Here is an 18,400-nt window from a genome sequence, read left to right as displayed (position 1 = left end):
TGAGAGAAGCCTTATGCCAGCCAAATTCACCGTCAGCCCGGTAGGGGCCTTCAGTGACAATTATATCTGGGTTTTGCATCACAGCGGCCGCGCTGTCGTGGTGGACCCGGGCGAGGCCGCGCCGGTCTTCGCCTTCCTTGAGCGGGAAGGGCTTCAGCTGGAAGCCATCCTGATCACCCACCACCACGCCGACCATATCGGCGGCGTGGCCGAGCTGTCCGCGCACTGGCCGGACGCCGCCGTCTACGGCCCGGCCGACATCGCCTTGGTCTCCCGCCCGGTGATGGACGGGGCTCGCGTCGAGCTCTCCTTCGGCGCGGCCACAGTGCTGGAAGTTCCGGGCCACACGCTGAACCACCTGGCCTACGTGATCGACGACGCGCTGTTTTGCGGCGACACCCTGTTCGGCGCGGGCTGTGGCCGGCTGTTCGAAGGCACGCCGCGGCAAATGCACGATTCGCTGACCAAACTGGCCGCGCTGCCGAACGCCACCAAGGTCTACCCGGCTCATGAGTACACCGTGGCGAATCTACGCTTTGCGCTGACGGTGGAGCCCGGCAACCCGGTGTTGGCCATCCGCATGAGCCGGGACCTGAAATTGCGCGAACAGAACCAGCCCACCCTGCCCTCCACCATCAGCCTGGAGCGCGCCAGCAACCCTTTCCTGCGAGCGCATGAGCCGGCGGTGCGTCAGTCCGTCGCGCACTGGAGCGGCCAAGCTCTTAATGATGTTGTCGAAGTCTTTGCCGCGTTGCGCGAGTGGAAAAATCGCTTCTGAGGGCTTTGTTCACGATCTCGCGAGTTAAGGCGAAACAAGGCGAAAACGACTGAGAAAACGGAAAGCACGTCGCTGTCCATCAGTGTTTCAAAGGGGTTTTCAAGGCCGCATCGCCAGCGCTCAGCGGGCCGTGAACAAGCGCTGAAACCATGACAAGGAACTGAATCCTGATCGCCACTGTTAAAAATAACTGGCACAGGACAGTCTGCATGGCCTATATGTCAGCAAAGCACATGAAGTTATTTGGTTTTTTGGTTGACACCCCTATGTTGGCTGTTTAGCATCAGCCGAAATCAGAATTCCGGGCCCGCCAAATGAATCGCTTCACCCCGTTGGCACTTTCGCTGTCATTTGTTTTTTTATTTGCCTCCGCCGCGCATGCGGACGGGGCGTTTCGCCAATCCGTCGGCGTGGACGAGGGCCTGGCCGCCGGCCTGGACATGATGCTGCTGAACTCCAGCCTGCTTCGCAACGGCGACAACGTCTGGGAGCGCGCGCGCGAAGGCTTCCAACTGCCGGAAGTGAACGCGGACATCGTACGCCGCCAGGAACGCTTTTATGCCAGCAAGCCGGAATACTTCCGCCGCACGCTGGACCGCAGTAGAAAATATCTGTTTCACATCATGAACGAGGTGGAGCGCCGCGGCATGCCCACCGAGCTGGCGCTGTTGCCGCTGGTGGAAAGCGCCTTCGTTCCCACCGCGAAATCCCATGTCGGCGCCTCCGGTCTGTGGCAGTTCATGCCGGCCACCGGCCGCCACTACGGTCTGGAACAGACCTGGTGGTACGACGGCCGCCGCGACGTGATGGAAGCCACCCGCGCCGCGCTGGACTACCTGGAAAACCTGTACGGACAGTTTGGCGACTGGAATATCGCCTTGGCCGCCTATAACTGGGGCGAGGGCAACGTCTCCCGCGCCATCGCCCGGCTGCAGGCCAGCGGTCAGGAAGTGACTTACGAAAACATCCGCATGCCCAACGAAACGCGCAACTACGCGCCTAAGTTGCTGGCGGTGCGCAACATCCTCAACGATCCGGCCAAGTTCGGCGTGCGCTTGGACAAATTCCCCAACAAGCCTTATTTCGTCGCGGTTTCCACCGGCAAGCACATGAATATCGACATCGCCGCCAAGCTGGCCGGCGTGTCCATCGGGGAATTCAAAGAACTGAACCCGGCCTTCAACCTACCGGTATACGCGCACAAAAACGGCCGCCAGATGCTGATCCCGGCGGCCAAGGCCGACAAGTTCCAGGCCAATCTGGCCAAGTGGGACAAGCCGCTGCTCACTTGGGAAGTCTACACTCCGCCCGCGGACGCCAACGTCAGCCTGATCGCCAGCGAGCACGGCATGAGCGCCGGCCAACTGATGAGCGCCAACAATCTGAGCAGCAGCTCGCTCAAGGCCGGCCAGCCGGTGCTGGTGGCGATGAGCAAGGATCAGCGCGACATCCGTCCGCTGGACGCCACCGACACCGCCTTGCCGGAAAGCGGCGACAGCGCCACCCTGTTGGCGCAGGCGGAAACGCCGCGCGCCGCGCCGGCGGTGATGGTCGCCTCGGCCCAAGCCGTCCCGCAAGCCACCCCCGTCGCCCAGGTTCAGACGCCGCCGGCCTCCGGCCAGCCCGCTCCTGTCCTGGCGGCAGCGCCGGAAGCCCCGCCGGCCCCAGCCAAAACCGTCCTCGTGGCGGCCGCGCCCGCGACAACAGCCACGGCCGACGCCGACGGCAATTACACCGTGGCCGCAGGCGACACCCTGTACAGCGTCGCCCGTCGCTTCAACCTTAGTCTGGACGATTTGAAAACGGCCAATCAGCTGGATTCCAACACCGTTCTGGTCGGCCAGGTGCTGAACGTCAACAAAACCTTGGACAAGAGCGTGACCCTGCTGGCGGACAGCCGCGCCAGCCAGGCTCAGCAAGACGCCTTGCTGAAAGTCAGCGGCCTGCAGATCAACCAGCGCGCCACCGGCAGCGTGCCGGCGGAATACGTGGTGCAGCGCGGCGATACCCTGTTCAGCATCGCCCGCCGCTTCGGCGTCAATCACAACGACATCCAGCGCTGGAACGATTCCCGCCAGTTGACCCGGCTGCAGCCGGGCCAGAAAGTGCGCATCCAGGGCCTGTAAGGGCTTGGGCCGCAAGAAAAAGCCAGGGCTCGCCCTGGCTTTTTTCATGCCCGCCGCTAGCGGCTGCGCCCCTGGCTGGCGCTGCTCAGCCAGTGCCACACCATCAGCAGCACCCCGCGGCTGGGCGGCGGCACCTGCATCAGGCTGGGCAGCAGCAGCGCCAAATCCTCGCGCAAATGCTCGGCGACCAGATTGAACTCTGCGGTCAGCCAGTGGCAATACGAGGGCTTGTCCAGCGCCAGCGGACTGACCGCCTCGCTCAGCACCTCCGCCAGCATCGCCGGCTGATTGAAGCGCATGCCGTGAGCGGCGCGCATCAGCGTGCGCACGATGGCGCGGCGTTGTTCAGCGCCATCGCTCAGGGCCGGCGTATCCTGGGCCACCTCGCCCATACGGTCCAGCAGGCTGCACAGCGCGCGCTGACGCCGCTGGATGGCGTCGAAACCCGCCGCGGGCAGGCCGGACTCCTGCACCGCCGCCGCCACCAAGGCCCGCATCCGGATCAAACGGCTGTTGAAACGCTCCAGCGCCAAGCCGGCGTCCACCTCGCGCCGCCGCGCGATCTTGCTATACAGGGTGGCCGCTTCGCGCAAATTGTCCGCCAGCAAAAAACGCCAGCTGTCTATCGCCCGCAAAGGGAACAGGCCGGCGGCCACCAAGCCCAGCAGGGAACCGGCCAGCACATTGAAGCCGCGCCACAGCGCGGCCTCCACCGGCTCGTTGCCCAGGCCGGCCACGATCACCATGGTCAACCCTACCAGCAGCGCCAGATACTCGCCCTTGCCCAGCGCGAACCAGGCGCTGAGCATCACCAGCGCCGTCATCCACAGATAGCAGGACAGCGGCGAATGGCGGTACAAGGCCATGGCCACCAGGCCGGCCGCCGCCCCCAGCAAAGAGCCGCCCATGCGCTGCAAGGCCTTGCGCCTCACCCCGCCCCAGTGCGGCACGCTGCCCAGCACGATCAGAATGGTCACCAGCATCCAGCTGCCATGCGGTATCTCGAACAGCAGGTTCAAGGCCAAACCCACCAAAAACGCCGCAGCCACCCGCAGCACATGCGCCTGCCGGGCGTACAGGTTCAGATAATACGGCGTCAATAGAATGCGCCAGGACCGCCAACGGCTGCCTTCCATCGTTTACTCCATCGTCTTGCTGTCCAGCCAGATCGTCACCGGACCATCGTTGACCAGCGCCACTTGCATGTCCGCGCCAAACACCCCGGTGGGCACCGGCTTGCCCAAGGTCTGCGCCACCGCGGCGACAAACTGATCGAACAAGGGACTAGACCGCTCCGGCCGCGCCGCGCGCGAATACGAGGGCCGGTTCCCCTTCTTGGTGCTGGCGAACAAGGTGAACTGGCTGACCGCCAACACCTCGCCTCCGCAATCCAGCACCGAGCGGTTCATTACCCCGGCCTCATCGTTGAAAATCCGCAACTGGCTGAGCTTGCGCGTCAGCCAAGCGATATCCTCCGCCCCGTCTTCCTCCTCAATGCCCACCAGCAACAGCAGGCCGGGACCGATCTCCCCGGTCACGCGCCCCTCCACCGTCACCGAAGCCTGCCTCACCCTTTGCACTAATACCCGCATGTCCTCTCCTTGCCAAACCATCATAGATTCAAATCCCGGCCTGCATTCTAGAGCCAAGCGCGCCGCCGGTCACGACGGCGGGCCAAGCCCGACGCAGTCCAGTACAATGGCGGTTGCTCAATAAGGATTCGCCTCATGCTGATGGTCATCTCCCCAGCCAAGACGCTGGACTTCGACACCCCCGCCGCCACCAATCACTACACCCAGCCGGACTTTCTGCACCACAGCGCCGAGCTGATCCAGGTACTGCGCGCCAAGAGCCCGCTGGAAATCGGCAAGCTGATGAGCATCAGCGACGCGCTGGCGCAATTGAACGTGGGCCGCTACCACGATTGGCAAGCGCCGTTCAGCCCGGCCAACGCCAAACAGGCGGTGCTGGCCTTCAAGGGCGACGTCTACGAAGGCCTGAACGCCGCCAGCCTGGAGCCGGGACAGATGAGCTATCTGCAAAACCATTTGCGCATTCTGTCCGGCCTCTACGGCACGCTGCGGCCGCTGGACCTGATGCAGCCCTACCGGCTGGAGATGGGCACCCGCCTGAACAACCCGCGCGGCAAAAACTTGTACGAGTTCTGGGGCGACACCGTCACCCACGCGTTGAACGCCGTGCTGGAGCAAAGAAAAGACCCGGTACTGGTGAACCTGGCCTCGGAGGAATACTTCAAGGCGGTGAAGCCGACCAAGCTCAACGGCAGCCTGATCACCCCAGTGTTCCAGGACCGCAAGAACGGCCAGTACAAAATCATCAGCTTCTACGCCAAACGCGCGCGCGGCATGATGGCGCGCTGGGCCGCGCTGCATCAGGTCAGCCAGCCGGAGCAGCTCAAGCACTTCGACAGCGCCGGTTACGCCTTCGATTCGGCGGCCTCCAGCGAACTCACCTGGGTATTCCGCCGCGACCTACCCTAAGAACCTGTTTACGATCTACTGCGCGTCGGCGATACGGCGTTGAAAACCTCGTCGAAATGCTCATGTACCACGTGTACATTCCGCTTTCTCAGCCGTTTTCGCCTTGTCTCGCCTTAGCTCGCGAGATCGTAAACAGGCTCTAAGACCCGCTAACAAAACCCCTGATCCTACGTTGCGCCTCCTTGTCGTACGACTCGTACTGCCTGCGTCGGCGCGCCTTGGCTCAGCTTCTCTGCGTGGTTTTGTTAGCCGCTCCAACTAGACGGAGATGGCGTTGACCAGCGCCTCTCCCCGCTCGAAAGCGCCGGCATTGCCCAAGGTGGTGTCGGCGATATTCATCAGCGCCTCCCGCGTCAGAAAGCCCTGGTGGGAAGTCACCAGCACATTGGGAAAGGTCAGCAAACGCGCCAGCTGATCGTCCTGCAGCCCGCTTTCCGACAGGTTCTCGAAAAACACGCCCTCTTCCATCTCGTACACGTCCAGGCCCACGCCGGACAAGCGCCCAGCCTTCAACGCCTCCAACAAGGCGGCGGTGTCGACCAGGCCGCCTCGGCTGGTATTGATCAGCACCGCGCCCGGCTTCATCCGCCCCAGCGTATCGCGATTGATCAGGTGCCGGCTCTCCGCCGTCAACGGCAAATGCAGGCTGATCACATCCGCCTGTCGCCATATTTCCTCCAAAGAGACAAACTCGCAACCTAGACTAGCCGCCAGTTCGGCGTTGGGGTACAGATCATAGGCCAGCACCCGCATGCCGAAGCCGCGGGCGATGGACATCGTGGCCCGGCCGATTCGGCCGGCGCCCAACACGCCCATGGTCTTGCCGTGAAGATCGAAACCCACCAGCCCATCCAGCGAGAAGTCCATCTCCCGCACCCGGGTGTAGGACTTGTGAATGCGGCGCACCACCGCCAGCAATAAAGCGAAGGCGTGCTCGGCCACTGCGTGCGGCGAATAGGCCGGAACCCGGGTCACCGCGATGCCGTGCTGACGGCAAGCCGCCAGATCCACGCCGTTGTAGCCGGCGCAACGCAAAGTCACCAGCTTCACCCCCGCCGCAGCCAGCTTCGCCACCACCGCGGCGTCCAGCCTGTCGTTGACGAAAGGGCACACCGCAGCCACTCCCTGAACCAGCCCCACGGTGTCCAAGCTCAAGCGCGGTTCGAAAAACTGCAGTTGATGGTGGTGGTTTTGATTGGCGGCCTCCAGTGCCTGGCGGTCGTAATTCTTGGCGTCAAAAACGGCAATGCGCATGCTGAGGCTCCCGAATGTGAATAGATGAAACCACTATAAAGCAGCTCTTCTCTCAACTAAAAGCCTGGCGCGCAGCCAATTCCGGCCCTCCCGGGCGAGACTAAAAAAGCAAAAAGCCCGAAGCTTGTAAGCTTCGGGCTTTTTAACTTGGTTGCGGGGGCAGGATTTGAACCTACGACCTTCGGGTTATGAGCCCGACGAGCTACCAGACTGCTCCACCCCGCGTCTGATCTGTCTGCCGTGTTTCGTGCAGAGGAGTGAACTATACCCCGCCCCGTTTCCTTGGTCAAGTCTTTTGACAAAAAAGATTACGGGCACGCAGAAAGTCCGCACCAAGACGATTCATACTTGTTAACAGTTGATCTTTACTGCCACACACCTGATCAACAAAGACCGGCTAAAGTGAACTCAAGGTCAGCGCAGTCGTTCTCCCCGAGCGATTGCGGCCCGAGAAGTCAGCCGCCTGTCTGCCAACAGGCACTGCCGATGCGGTCGCGATCTTGTGCATTTTGGAAGACATTGCCGCTGCGGTTTCGACTGCCAGCGAAGCCGCAAAACAAGCAGCCGTGTCTTTCCTCCTAAGTGTTCATCACGGAACTTCAGGGCCGCTTTTGCGGCCCTTTTTTTTGTCTATTCGCCGCGATCCGCTTCAAAGCGCGGCCATGGCCACGGCGGCTTCTCGTCGCATCCGCCGGCGATACAGCAAAGTCATCAGGCACAACCCGCCCATCACGCCGTAGCTGATGAAGGGCGCTACCAGCAGAAAACGCTCCACCGGCCAAGTCCAGGCCAGATAAGCGCGCACCCCGGCCTCCAGGCTCAGGCCCAAACCCCACCACAGCGTCATCTGCTGGATGGCGCGTCTAAAACCGTCAACGCGCCACAACTGTTCAAACCGTTCCCGCCCCTGCTCCGACTCCCGCGCCAAGGTCGCCCGCGCCAGATAAAACACTAGCGGCCGACGCAGCGCCAAAGACAACAAGAAACCGCAACCGATCAAACCGGTGATCAGGGACTCGCGCAGCAACAACAACCGCGCGTCGCCGCCCAGCAGCATGGCCAGCAAGGACAAGCCTATGCCCAGCAGCACCAGCAGGCTCAAGGCGTCCACTCGCCGGAAGCGCAGCAACTCGACCACGCTCCACAATACAGGCGGCAAGGCGGAGAACATCAGCGCGCCGGCTTCTCCCCAACGCGGCTCGCCATAGCGGTAACACAGCCAGGGCAGCAGGAAATTAACGATGATTTCCAGTATCAGTTTTGCTCGTTGCGGCACGGAACCTCCGCCATCAAATGCAAAAAGCATGAACAATTTGCATCGAAACGTCAACTGCCTGACTTGAGTTTTTCGCAGGGGAAGAAACAGACCGGCCAAAAACAAAGCCCCGCGTTTTGCGGGGCTTCATCTGTAATCTGCGCAATGGAATGGACAAACGCAGGGAAGTGGCATCAGGCGGCCGCCTGAATGAAGGCATTGGCGGGATACAAGGCGCTGGCCAAGCCCAAGGCGGACTTGAAAGTCACTTCAAACATCTTGCCAACCTGTCGAATGCTGACCACTTCGTAATGCATGGTAGAGCCGCTGTCCTTGTGCTCAAGGATTTTGTAGCCGGGTTTCAGTTGAGAAATTTTCATGATGGTTCATTCCTTTTTCTTTTTTTTGGGTTGTTCAAAATTCATTTCATCTAGAGACATACCATATTTTCAAAAGTTCCGCCAGCCGGACGAGAATGTTTCGCATTTGGCTTGCAGTGAATGTAACAGCCTCAGATGACAGCCCGGTGAAGATTTCGGGGCCGCGAAATGACGCGGCCCCTGCATGCCAATATGACAGCAGGGGCCGCGGGACCCAACTAGCAAAAAGAACAGTCAGGATTAGGAACTACCGGCTCAGCCTATGCGCATGCCCGGCTTGGCGCCTTGATCGGCGTCCAGCAGGAACAGGCCTTCGCTGTCGTCCTGGCCGGAAGCGCAGACGATCATGCCTTGCGATACGCCGAAGCGCATCTTGCGCTCGGCCAGATTGGCCACCACCACCACATTGCGGCCCACCAGTTTTTCCGGCTCCTGATAAGCCTTGCGGATGCCGGAGAAGATGTTGCGCTTCTCAAAGCCCATATCCACGGTGAACTGCAGCAGTTTGTCCGAGCCTTCGACGAAGTTGCACTCCAGCACCTTGCCAATGCGCAGGTCCAGCTTGGCGAAGTCGTCGATCTTGATGGTTTCGGCCAGCGGCTCGTATTGAGCGGCGGCCGGGGCGTCTGCGGTAGCTTGCATATTCTGTTTGTTCGCTTCTATCAGTTTGTCGATCAGCACCGGGTCGATGCGCTGCATCAGGTGCTGGTAGGCATGGATCTTCTTGCCCAACAGCAGGTTTGCGGCGTCGCTCCAGGCGAGCGGCGCCACGTCGAGGAAGGCTTCCACGCCTTCGGCCAGCTTGGGCAGCACCGGCTTCAGGTAAATGGCAAGCAGGCGGAAGGCGTTGATCAACACGGTGCAGACTTCCTGCAAGCGCGCGTCCTGGCCTTCCTGCTTGGCCAGCTCCCACGGCTTGTTGGCGTCCACGTAGGCGTTGACCACGTCGGCCAGCGCCATGACATCGCGCAGCGCCTTGGCGTATTCGCGCGCTTCGAAGGCGGCGGCCAGTTCATCGGCGGCGGCCTGCAGCTTGGCGAGGATGTCGCCGTCGCTGACCTGGCTAGCCAGCATGCCGTCAAAACGCTTGGCGATGAAGCCGGCGGAGCGGCTGGCGATGTTGACGAACTTGCCCACCAGATCGGAATTCACCCGCGCGACGAAGTCGTTCAGGTTCAGATCGATGTCTTCGATGCGGCCGTTCAGTTTGGCGGCGATGTAATAGCGCATCCACTCCGGATTCAGCCCGCAATCCAGATAGCTCTTGGCCTGGATGAAGGTGCCGCGAGACTTGGACATCTTCTGCCCGTCCACGGTCAGAAAGCCGTGGGCGAACACGCCGGTAGGCGCGCGCAGGCCGGAGTAGTTCAGCATCGCCGGCCAGAACAAGGCGTGGAAGTACAGGATGTCTTTGCCGATGAAATGGTACATCTCGGTCCGGCTATCCTTGCCGAACCATTCGTCGAAGTTCAGGCCGCTGCGATCGCACAGATTCTTGAAGCTGGCCATGTAGCCGATAGGCGCGTCCAGCCACACATAGAAGTACTTGCCCGGCGCGCCGGGGATCTCGAAGCCGAAATACGGCGCGTCGCGGCTGATGTCCCAGTCCTGCAAGCCGCCGGAAATCCACTCGTTCATTTTGTTCAGCGATTCCGGCTGCAGATGCGGCTGGGTCGCACCGTCTGAGCGCACGCTGCTGCCGCCGGTCCACTGCTTGAGGAAGTCGGCGCATTCGCCCAGGCGGAAGAAATAGTGCTCGGAGGTTTTCAGCACCGGCTTGGCGCCGGACACCGCCGAGTACGGGTTCTTCAGTTCGGTGGGGTTGTAGGTGGCGCCGCAGACTTCACAGTTGTCGCCGTACTGATCCTTGGCGCTGCACTTAGGGCATTCGCCCTTGACGAAGCGGTCCGGCAGGAACATTTGCTTTTCCGGATCGAACAGTTGTTCGATGGTGCGGCAGGCGATTTTGTCGTCGGCCTTCAAGGCCAGATACACCTGCTCCGCCAGCGCCTTGTTCTCCGGGCTGTTGGTGCTGTAGTAGTTGTCGTGGCCGATCAGGAAGCCCTGGGAATCCGCCAGGTGCAGTTCGCGCACGCTGTCCACCAGCTGTTCCGGGGTGATGCCCTGTTTTTCCGCCGCCAGCATGATGGGGGCGCCGTGGGTGTCGTCGGCGCAGACGTAATAGCATTCGTGGCCGCGCATCTTCTGGAAGCGCACCCAGATATCGGTCTGAATCTGTTCCAGCATGTGACCCAGATGCAGCCCCGCGTTGGCGTAAGGCAGTGCGCTGGTCACCAGAATCTTGCGTTTGCTCATTAGGATTGTTCCAAAGGTGCGATCTGAAACGATCGATTATAGAGGCAGTCGCCCCCGGCGGTCACGATGGATTCCGGGATGCGGCCGCAGATAAAACAAAGCCCGACCCGCATGCGCGGCCGGGCTTTGTTTGCGGAATCAGGCGCCGGCTCAAGAACCCTGGCTAGCCAGTTCCAGCTGCTTGGCTTCTGCTTGCTGCGCGCGCTCCAGCATCGCCCAGCGCACGGTGCGGCGCGCCACTCGCACATAGGCCAGCGAGAAGGCCAGCGACAGGCAGGCAAAACCGAGCATGCCCGCCTGCTGATAAGCGATGCGGAACAGTTCCACGCCCAGCGCGTAGCCGGCCATGGACAGCATGCTCATGCTGGCGGACACCGTGCCCTTGCCGACGGCGTCGCAGGACATCAACGCGAAGCGGTACAGCACGCCGAAGGCCAAACCTTCGCCGAAGGCCATCAGCGTCATGCCGGCCACCATGAAGTATTGCGGATGCGCGGACCACAACACGCCGGACAACATCAGGCTGAGGCCGATCACGATGGGCCACATGCCGATCAGCGCGGAACGGCCCAACGGCCAGCGGCCTGCCACCAGCACCAAAGCCAGATTGCCGGCGATCAGGCCGCCAAACACCGGCAGCTGCATCAAGCCGTATTCCAGCGCGCTCATGTGCAGATCATGGATCAGCAGCACCGGCGACATGGCGATCCAGCCCATCAGCGGCAGCGCCAGCAAGGGAATGCACAGCGCGGACAACACAAAGCGGCCGTTGCTGAACACTTTCAGGTAATCACGCCCCATCTGCGCCAGCGGCAGCTTTTCATGGCTGGGCTGAGTGGTTTCCGGCATTTTCCACAGCAGGCCCAACAAGGCCAGGAAAGACAGCGCGGCAATCAGCAGGAAGCTGGTGCGCCACGGCGCCAGCTCCATCAGCGCGGCGCCGGCCAGCGGACCGGCCAAGGGCGCGATCAGCGCCACATTGGCCATCAGCGCGGTGACCTTGACCGCGGCCTTTTCTTCAAAGGCTTCCTGCACCGCGGCATAGCCGACGGCGTTGATGAAGCACAGGCCGATGCCCTGCAGCAGGCGCAGCGCGATGAAGGCTTCGATGGAGCTGACCAGATAGGTGGCCAGGCAGGTCACGGTAAAGTAGGCGACGCCGAACAGCAGCACCGGCCGCCGGCCGATACGGTCGGACAAGGGGCCGGTCAGCCAGGACAGCAGCGCGCCGCCCAGCAGGAAGGCGGTCATGGACGCAGGCACCCAGGAGGCGTCGACCAGGAATTCCCGGGTCACGGCCAACATCGCCGGCTGCACCATGTCGTTGCAGATGTAGACGGCGAATTCAAACAGAACCAGAGCCAGCGGGAACAATAGATTGGAACGGCTAAGCTTTGCGTGTAGAGCGGACATTACGGAGATGCAGCCTTTCTGAGACCGGCAAGCGGCGGCGCGCTTGCCCATGCGGCCGGGACAAGGGCCAATAAAGCGAAAAAAGGGCGTAATTGTACCTGCAGAACACCTACCGCGCAAAGCAATTTTTGCCACAAACGCAATAAAAACAGCCATTTGCAGTCAAGACAATCAATCTTACCCATGCAAGAGGGACAACGCGCCACGCCATTGCGACCCTTCGCTTTATCGCCCCGGCCCAAAATCGCCGCACGGCTGATAGAAAAACAATCAATAAGCTTATTCTTATTAATATAAGTAAAACGAGTGGAAACTCGGTAAAATCGCGCCTTTATCACTGTATCTCCCGGCTTGGCCGCGCGTATTCCCTCGCGTATCGCCCGGCCTGGATGAAGCTTTTTATCAGGATTCCACGCTCGTCTGACCTCGCTCAAAATGCCGACGCCAAGCCGTCGCTACCCTGAGCCCAGCTCGCCGCCCCACCCAAAATCTCCAGTACTCAGCCGGCCTGGGCGGCCAGTGAAACCTGACGACAAAACCAAATAGATTAAGGGGTTTCCCATGACCTTGACCGTCATCGCCACGCTAGCCGTCACGCTGGCCTTGCTGGCGCTGCTGTGGCAGCAGCAACGCACCCACGTTTCCTTCACCAAGCGGGTCTTCACCGGCCTGGCGTTGGGCGTCGCCTTCGGCGCCGCGCTGCAATGGCTGGTTCAACCCGGTTCGCCGGCGCTGGCCGCCTGTCTGGAGCTGAGCGAAATCATCGGCTCCGGCTATGTGAAGCTGCTGCAGATGATCGTGATCCCGCTGATCATGGTGTCCATCATCGCCGCGCTGCTGAAACTGGAAGGCGGCTCCTCGCTGGGCAAGATCAGCGCCGCCACCCTGGGCGTGCTCTTGTTCACCACGATGCTCGCCGCCGGCGCCGGCATTCTGATGGCCAATCTGTTCGGCCTCAGCGCCGAGGGCCTGACCGCCGGCGCCGCCGAAGTGGCGCGCGGCGAATCGCTGGTGAAGAACCTGAGCACGGTGGAAGACCTGTCCTTCAGTAAGCTGGTGCTGGACTTCCTGCCGGCCAACCCCTTCCTGGACATGACCGGCGCGCGCAAGACCTCCACCATCGCGGTGGTGATCTTCTCCGTGCTGGTAGGCCTGTCCGCCACCGGCATCGCCCGCAAAAAGCCCGAGCTGTTCGCCAGCTTCAACCATTTCATCGCCGTGACCCAGGCCATCGTGATGCGGATGGTGACCCTGGTGCTACGCCTAACCCCCTACGGCGTGTTCGCGCTGATGACCAAGGTGGTGTCCGGTTCCAGCTGGGCCGACATCGTCAACCTGATCAACTTCGTACTGGCTTCCTACGGCGCGATGCTGCTGATGTTCGCCGTGCACCTGCTGCTGGTGGGCCTGGCCGGCGTCAACCCACTGCGCTGGACGAAGAAAGTGATCCCGGTGCTAACCTTCGCCTTCACCTCGCGCACCAGCGCCGGCTCCATTCCGATGAATGTGGCCACGCAGAACAAGCTGCTGGGCATTCCGGACGGCATCGCCAACTTCGCTGCCTCCTTCGGCGCCACCATCGGCCAGAACGGCTGCGCCGGCATCTACCCGGCCATGCTCGCAGTGATGATTGCCCCCACCGTGGGCGTCAATCCGATGGATCTGCACTTCATCGTGCCCTTGATCGCCATCATCACCATCAGCTCCTTCGGCGTGGCCGGCGTTGGCGGCGGCGCCACCTTCGCCGCCCTGATCGTGCTGTCCGCGCTGGACTTCCCGGTAGCGCTGGCCGGCCTGCTGATCTCGATCGAACCCTTGATCGACATGGGCCGCACCGCGCTCAACGTCAGCGGCTCCATCACCGCCGGCACCGTGACCAGCCGCCTACTGGGCCAGACCGATATGCAGGTGTTCAATAGCGACCGCGAGATCAATCTGGACGAAGAAATGGCTTAACGCTCTGCGCGCGAATCAGCCTTGAAAACCGCCTGGGAATGCCTATTTACAGCCTGTAAACTAAGCATCCTCGGCGGTTTTTCCATGAAAGCGGCCAACAGCCCCGCGATGCAGACCGAGCCCGCCCCAGCGCGAGCCGGCGCCGCGCGGCACAGCAATAACCCCGACGGGAATACACTATGAAAATCGTCATCATCGGCGGCGAAGCCGCCGGCATGAGCGCGGCGGCCAAGGCGCGCCGCAGCGCGCCCCAAGCTGAAATCGACGTCTACGAGATGTCGGAGGTCATTTCCTTTGGCGCTTGCGGCCTGCCCTACTTCGTCGGCGGCGAGTTCGACGAGCCCGGCTATATGGCCGAATTCAGCGTGGAAGACTTCGCCAAGCGCCATATCCGCGTGCATACCGGCCACCAGGCGCTGAGCATAGACCCCGCCGCCAAGCGGGTGCGGGTGCGCCGGCTGGCGGACGGCGAAGCCTTCGACGCCGCTTACGACAAGCTGATGATCGCCACCGGCGCCAGCGAAATCCGGCCGCCGCTGCCTGGCCTGGACTTGCCGGGCGTGCACACGCTGCGGGTAATGGAGGACGGCCTGGCGCTGCGCGCGGCCGCGGCCCGCGAGGAAGTGCGCGAGGTCACCATCATCGGCGCCGGCTTCATCGGCCTGGAATTGGCCGAAGCCATGGTCCGCCTGGGCAAGCGCGTACGCCTGATCCAGCTGGCCGAGCGGGTAATGCCGGACGCCTTCGACGCCGAAATCACCGGTCTGATGGAGCAGGAATTGCGCGAACACGGCGTGGCCTTGCACCTGTCCGAGGCCGTCACCGCGCTGCGCGGCGACGGTAAGGTGCAAAGCGTGCTCACCGATCGCGGCGAATACCCGGCCGATCTGGTGGTGCTGAGCATAGGCATCCGCCCCAACACCGCCTTCGTCGCCGACGCCGGCCTTACGCGGCTGGGCAACGGCGCCATCGTGGTCAACGCTTACGGCGAAACCAGCCTGCCGGACATTTACTCCGCCGGCGACTGCACCGCCGCGCCGCATCAGCTGACCGGCCAACCGGTCTACGTGGCGCTGGCCACCGGGGCCAACAAGCTGGGCCGGCTGGTGGGCGAGAACCTGGCCGGCGGCCGCCAGGCCTATCCGGGCACCCTGGGCTCCGCCGCGGTGCGGATGCTGTCTCTGGACGCCGCGCGCACCGGCCTGTCCGAAACCCAGGCGCGCGCCGCCGGCTTTGATTGCCAAAGCGTGCTGGTCAAGGACAAGAATCACACCAATTACGTGCCGGGCCAGGCGGAAGTCCACGTCAAGCTGACTTACGAAACCGGCAGCCAACGGCTGCTGGGCGCGCAGATGATAGGCCGCAACGGCGATGTGGTGCACCGGCTGGACGCGCTGGCCGTGGCCATCGCCAAAGGCGTCAGCGCGCGAGAACTGGGCATGATGGACTTCTGCTACGCGCCCCCCTTCGCCCGCACCTGGGACGTACTCAACGTCGCCGGCAACGTGGTCAAATAAACCTGGCCGGCGGGACGCCCTTCCCGCCCGCGCCGATGCCAGCGCGGGCAAGTTGGGGTACACTGCCGGACAGCCACAGATTCAACGGATGTCCTCCCCATGCTCTCCAAGCTCACCCGCCTTTTCCAGTCCTCACCGGGAACCGAAAACAGCATGTCACTCAGCGATGCTCAAGTGCTGGAAGCCGTGTCCAGCCTGATCGACGACAACACCGGCAAACCCTTCGTCGCCGCCAAGGCGGTGAAAAACATCAAGATCAGCGATGCCGAACTGTCGCTGGACGTGGTGTTGGCCTATCCGGCCAATAGCCAGCACGAGCCCGTGCGCCAGCGCTTCGAAGCCGCGCTGGCGCCGCTGGCCGAGCAACGCAAACTCAGCGTGCGCGTGGGCAGCCTGATCACCAGCCACTCCGCCCAGCGCGGCGTGCCGCTGCTCTCCGGCGTCAAGAACGTGATCGCCGTCGCCTCCGGCAAGGGCGGCGTGGGTAAATCCACCACCGCGGCCAACCTGGCGCTGGCGCTGTCCGCGGAAGGCGCGCGCGTCGGCATCCTGGACGCAGACATCTACGGCCCGTCCCAGCCGCTGATGATGGGCTTGCAGGGCCAGCGTCCGGAAACCCCGGACGGCAAGAGCCTGAAGCCGCTGGAAAGCCACGGCGTGCAGACTATGTCCATCGGCTATCTGGTGGACGCGGACCAGGCCATGGTCTGGCGCGGCCCCATGGTCAGCCAGGCGCTGCAACAGCTGCTCAACGACACCCGCTGGGACAATCTGGACTATCTGGTCATCGACATGCCGCCGGGCACCGGCGACATCCAGCTGACGCTGTCGCAAAAAGTGCCGGTCACCGGCGCCGTCATCGTCACCACCCCGCAGGACATCGCGCTGCTGGACGCGCGCAAGGGCGTCACCATGTTCCAGAAAGTGGGCATTCCCATCCTGGGCATGGTGGAGAACATGGCCATCCACGTCTGCACCCACTGCGGCCACGCCGAACACATCTTCGGCGAAGGCGGCGCGGCGCGGATGGCGGCGGACTTCGGCGTGGACGTGCTGGGCTCCCTGCCGCTGGATATGGGCATCCGCCTGGCGGCGGACGGCGGCACCCCCACGGTGGCGGCCGATCCGGATGGCAAGGTGGCAGAACTGTACAAGGCCATCGCCCGCAAAGTGGCGGTGAAGGTGGGCGAGAAAGCTCAGGACTTCTCCGGCAAATTCCCCAAGATCGTCATCCAGAACAACTGACACACGCCTCATGATCGCGATGTTCGACTCCGGCCTCGGCGGCCTTTCGGTATGGAAGGCCGTGCGCGCCGCGCTGCCCGGCTGGGGCATCACCTATCTGGCCGATCAGGCCTACTGCCCCTACGGCCAACGCAGCCACAGCGACATCGCCGAGCGCAGCGTCAGGATGGGCCGCTACCTTCAAGAACAAGGCGCCACCCTGCTGGTGGTGGCCTGCAACACCGCCACCACCGCCGGCATCGCCGCCATGCGTCGCGAACTTTCCATTCCGCTGGTGGGCATAGAGCCGGCGATCAAGCCGGCTGCGGCCATGAGCCGCACCGGCCGCATCGCGGTGCTGGCCACCCAGGCCACGCTGCAAAGCGAGCGGGTGCGCAAACTGCTGGACACCCACGCCGGCCACGTTGAAGTGCTGCGCCGCGTGGGCGCGGGCTGGGTGGAACAGGTGGAGGCAGGCGAACTCGACAGCCCGCGCACGCGCGAACTGGTGGCGGACGTAGTGCGGCCGCTACTTGGCGAGAACGTCGACCACATCGCGCTGGGCTGCACCCATTATCCGTTTTTAGAGCCGCTGATCCGCGAGCTGACCGGCGACGGCATCGCCTTGTACGATCCGGCCGAAGCCATCGCCCGTCGCGTGACCTCGCTGCTGCCGGACGCCGCGCCCACAGCCGAGCCGGCCTACCGCTTCATCACCACCGACGCCGATAGCGCCGGCATGCGCCGCATCCTGCCGCTGCTGATAGGCGCCGATTATCCGGTTGAATCCCTGCCCATGGAGCAAGCCCAATGATTCCACGTCTATCGCGCCTGCTGGCGCTGGCCTGCCTGATCGCCGCCCCCGCCGCCTGGGCCTTGCCCCAATGCTCGCTGGTGGCGGCCCAGATCAATCAGCAAGCCGGCAACCGGCTCAACCAGAACGAACTGAGCGCGGTGCTAAGCCAGTTGGGCAAGAACGGCCAGCTACCGCCGCAATTCATCAATAAACGCCAAGCCAAAAACGCCGGCTGGCAGCCTGGCCGCAGCCTGTGGAGCGTGCCCGGCCTCAACGGCAAATCCATAGGCGGCGACCGCTTCGGCAATTACGAAAAACGCTTGCCCAAAGGGCAATGGCAGGAAGCCGACTTGAACTATAAAGGGGGCAAGCGCGGTGCTTACCGCATCGTGTTCTCCGGTTCCGGTCAACGTTTCATCACCGTGGACCACTACAACCGCTTCATCGAGGTGCCACCATGCCAGTGAAAGTTTGCGAACTGCACCACATCAAGAGCCTGGACCAGCTGTTTGACGAGCTGAGCCGCCAGTTGCTCCTGCCGGCCCACTTCGGCCGCAATCTGGACGCGCTGTACGACAGCCTGGCCAAAGACGTGGCGGGCCCATTCGAAATCGTCTGGCGCGAAACCGAGGAAGCGCGCAAAGCGCTGGGCGTGGACCTTTACGCCACCATTCTGGAAATTCTGGAAACCGTGGCCGAAGAGCGCGGCGACGTCACGCTGGACATCCACCACTGACATACTAGGCCGCCGCCGCAAGGCGCCGGGGGCGGCCCCTCATCCCGATGGCAAGTTCATCATCATTCGTTTCCGCAACACACACTCCGCTGCGAAATTCAAGACTCGAAATACAACAAAGACAAGCGTTCGCTAATTCACTATAATC

At 62.6% G+C, this 18,400-nt stretch carries 17 protein-coding genes and 1 tRNA gene; 9 read left to right on the top strand and 9 right to left on the bottom strand.

The genetic code is table 11. The features are described 5' to 3' along the window. Positions 1–13 precede the first annotated feature (13 nt). Both gloB and HA052_RS11285 read left to right on the top strand, forming a co-directional pair. The gene (gloB, locus tag HA052_RS11290) at positions 14–778 is read left to right on the top strand and encodes a hydroxyacylglutathione hydrolase (RefSeq protein WP_166452021.1); all 765 of its coding nucleotides are present in this window, start codon (positions 14–16) and stop codon (positions 776–778) included. A gap of 314 nt (positions 779–1,092) precedes the next feature. Then, positions 1,093–2,904, top strand: coding sequence for a lytic transglycosylase (locus HA052_RS11285; protein ID WP_081550239.1), 1,812 nt, complete (start codon positions 1,093–1,095; stop codon positions 2,902–2,904). 56 nt (positions 2,905–2,960) lie between these two features. Here HA052_RS11285 and HA052_RS11280 read toward each other — a convergent pair whose 3' ends face one another. Together HA052_RS11280 and dtd are read right to left on the bottom strand one after the other, a co-directional pair. Next, a complete protein-coding gene (locus HA052_RS11280; RefSeq protein WP_166452020.1) occupies positions 2,961–4,040 on the bottom strand; it encodes an FUSC family protein in 1,080 nt (359 codons plus the stop codon). Between the two features lie 3 nt (positions 4,041–4,043). After that, positions 4,044–4,496, bottom strand: coding sequence for a D-aminoacyl-tRNA deacylase (gene dtd, locus HA052_RS11275; RefSeq protein WP_081550235.1), 453 nt, complete (start codon positions 4,494–4,496; stop codon positions 4,044–4,046). Between the two features lie 135 nt (positions 4,497–4,631). Here dtd and yaaA point away from each other — a divergent pair, with 135 nt between their 5' ends. Then, positions 4,632–5,405, top strand: coding sequence for a peroxide stress protein YaaA (gene yaaA, locus HA052_RS11270; protein WP_166452019.1), 774 nt, complete (start codon positions 4,632–4,634; stop codon positions 5,403–5,405). Between the two features lie 258 nt (positions 5,406–5,663). Here yaaA and HA052_RS11265 read toward each other — a convergent pair whose 3' ends face one another. From HA052_RS11265 to HA052_RS11235, 7 genes are all read right to left on the bottom strand, one after another. Continuing rightward, positions 5,664–6,659, bottom strand: coding sequence for a 2-hydroxyacid dehydrogenase (locus HA052_RS11265; protein WP_166452018.1), 996 nt, complete (start codon positions 6,657–6,659; stop codon positions 5,664–5,666). A 148-nt stretch (positions 6,660–6,807) separates the two neighbouring features. Then, positions 6,808–6,884, bottom strand: a tRNA-Met gene (locus HA052_RS11260). A 424-nt stretch (positions 6,885–7,308) separates the two neighbouring features. Continuing rightward, positions 7,309–7,935, bottom strand: a complete 627-nt coding sequence (locus HA052_RS11255) for a VC0807 family protein (RefSeq protein ID WP_346774556.1) — start codon at positions 7,933–7,935, stop codon at positions 7,309–7,311. Between the two features lie 173 nt (positions 7,936–8,108). Continuing rightward, on the bottom strand, positions 8,109–8,294 hold the full coding sequence (locus HA052_RS11250; RefSeq protein WP_019103612.1) for a hypothetical protein: 186 nt from the start codon (positions 8,292–8,294) through the stop codon (positions 8,109–8,111). Positions 8,295–8,549: 255 nt separating this feature from the next. After that, the gene (metG, locus tag HA052_RS11245; RefSeq protein ID WP_166452016.1) at positions 8,550–10,610 is read right to left on the bottom strand and encodes a methionine--tRNA ligase; all 2,061 of its coding nucleotides are present in this window, start codon (positions 10,608–10,610) and stop codon (positions 8,550–8,552) included. A gap of 150 nt (positions 10,611–10,760) precedes the next feature. Next, the gene (locus HA052_RS11240; RefSeq protein WP_166452015.1) at positions 10,761–12,023 is read right to left on the bottom strand and encodes an MFS transporter; all 1,263 of its coding nucleotides are present in this window, start codon (positions 12,021–12,023) and stop codon (positions 10,761–10,763) included. Further along, positions 12,023–12,457 (bottom strand): hypothetical protein, encoded by a 435-nt coding sequence (locus HA052_RS11235; protein WP_166452014.1) that lies wholly within the window; start codon positions 12,455–12,457, stop codon positions 12,023–12,025. The genes HA052_RS11240 and HA052_RS11235 overlap by 1 nt, the downstream gene beginning before the upstream one ends. Before the next feature lie 127 nt (positions 12,458–12,584). On the opposite strand from HA052_RS11235, the gene HA052_RS11230 reads away from it, so the two are divergent. From HA052_RS11230 to HA052_RS11205, 6 genes are all read left to right on the top strand, one after another. Continuing rightward, positions 12,585–13,979, top strand: a complete 1,395-nt coding sequence (locus HA052_RS11230) for an L-cystine transporter (RefSeq protein WP_166452013.1) — start codon at positions 12,585–12,587, stop codon at positions 13,977–13,979. Between the two features lie 179 nt (positions 13,980–14,158). Then, positions 14,159–15,496 (top strand): CoA-disulfide reductase, encoded by a 1,338-nt coding sequence (locus HA052_RS11225; protein ID WP_166452012.1) that lies wholly within the window; start codon positions 14,159–14,161, stop codon positions 15,494–15,496. A gap of 153 nt (positions 15,497–15,649) precedes the next feature. Continuing rightward, a complete protein-coding gene (apbC, locus tag HA052_RS11220; protein WP_081550219.1) occupies positions 15,650–16,741 on the top strand; it encodes an iron-sulfur cluster carrier protein ApbC in 1,092 nt (363 codons plus the stop codon). A gap of 10 nt (positions 16,742–16,751) precedes the next feature. Then, positions 16,752–17,534 carry a glutamate racemase gene (gene murI, locus HA052_RS11215; RefSeq protein ID WP_166452011.1) on the top strand — a complete coding sequence of 261 codons (783 nt, stop codon included), beginning with the start codon at positions 16,752–16,754 and terminating at the stop codon, positions 17,532–17,534. Continuing rightward, complete coding sequence (locus HA052_RS11210) at positions 17,531–17,983, top strand: ribonuclease domain-containing protein (protein ID WP_081550215.1); 453 nt, start codon at positions 17,531–17,533, stop codon at positions 17,981–17,983. Before murI ends, HA052_RS11210 begins: the two co-directional genes overlap by 4 nt. Next, the gene (locus HA052_RS11205; protein ID WP_166452010.1) at positions 17,974–18,252 is read left to right on the top strand and encodes a barstar family protein; all 279 of its coding nucleotides are present in this window, start codon (positions 17,974–17,976) and stop codon (positions 18,250–18,252) included. Before HA052_RS11210 ends, HA052_RS11205 begins: the two co-directional genes overlap by 10 nt. Positions 18,253–18,400: the final 148 nt, after the last annotated feature.

This window comes from Chromobacterium fluminis, from assembly GCF_011602385.1.
Taxonomy (GTDB): domain Bacteria; phylum Pseudomonadota; class Gammaproteobacteria; order Burkholderiales; family Chromobacteriaceae; genus Chromobacterium; species Chromobacterium fluminis.
The sequence above is the reverse complement of the archived record's forward strand: the minus strand, read 5'-3'. Positions and strand labels throughout refer to the sequence as shown.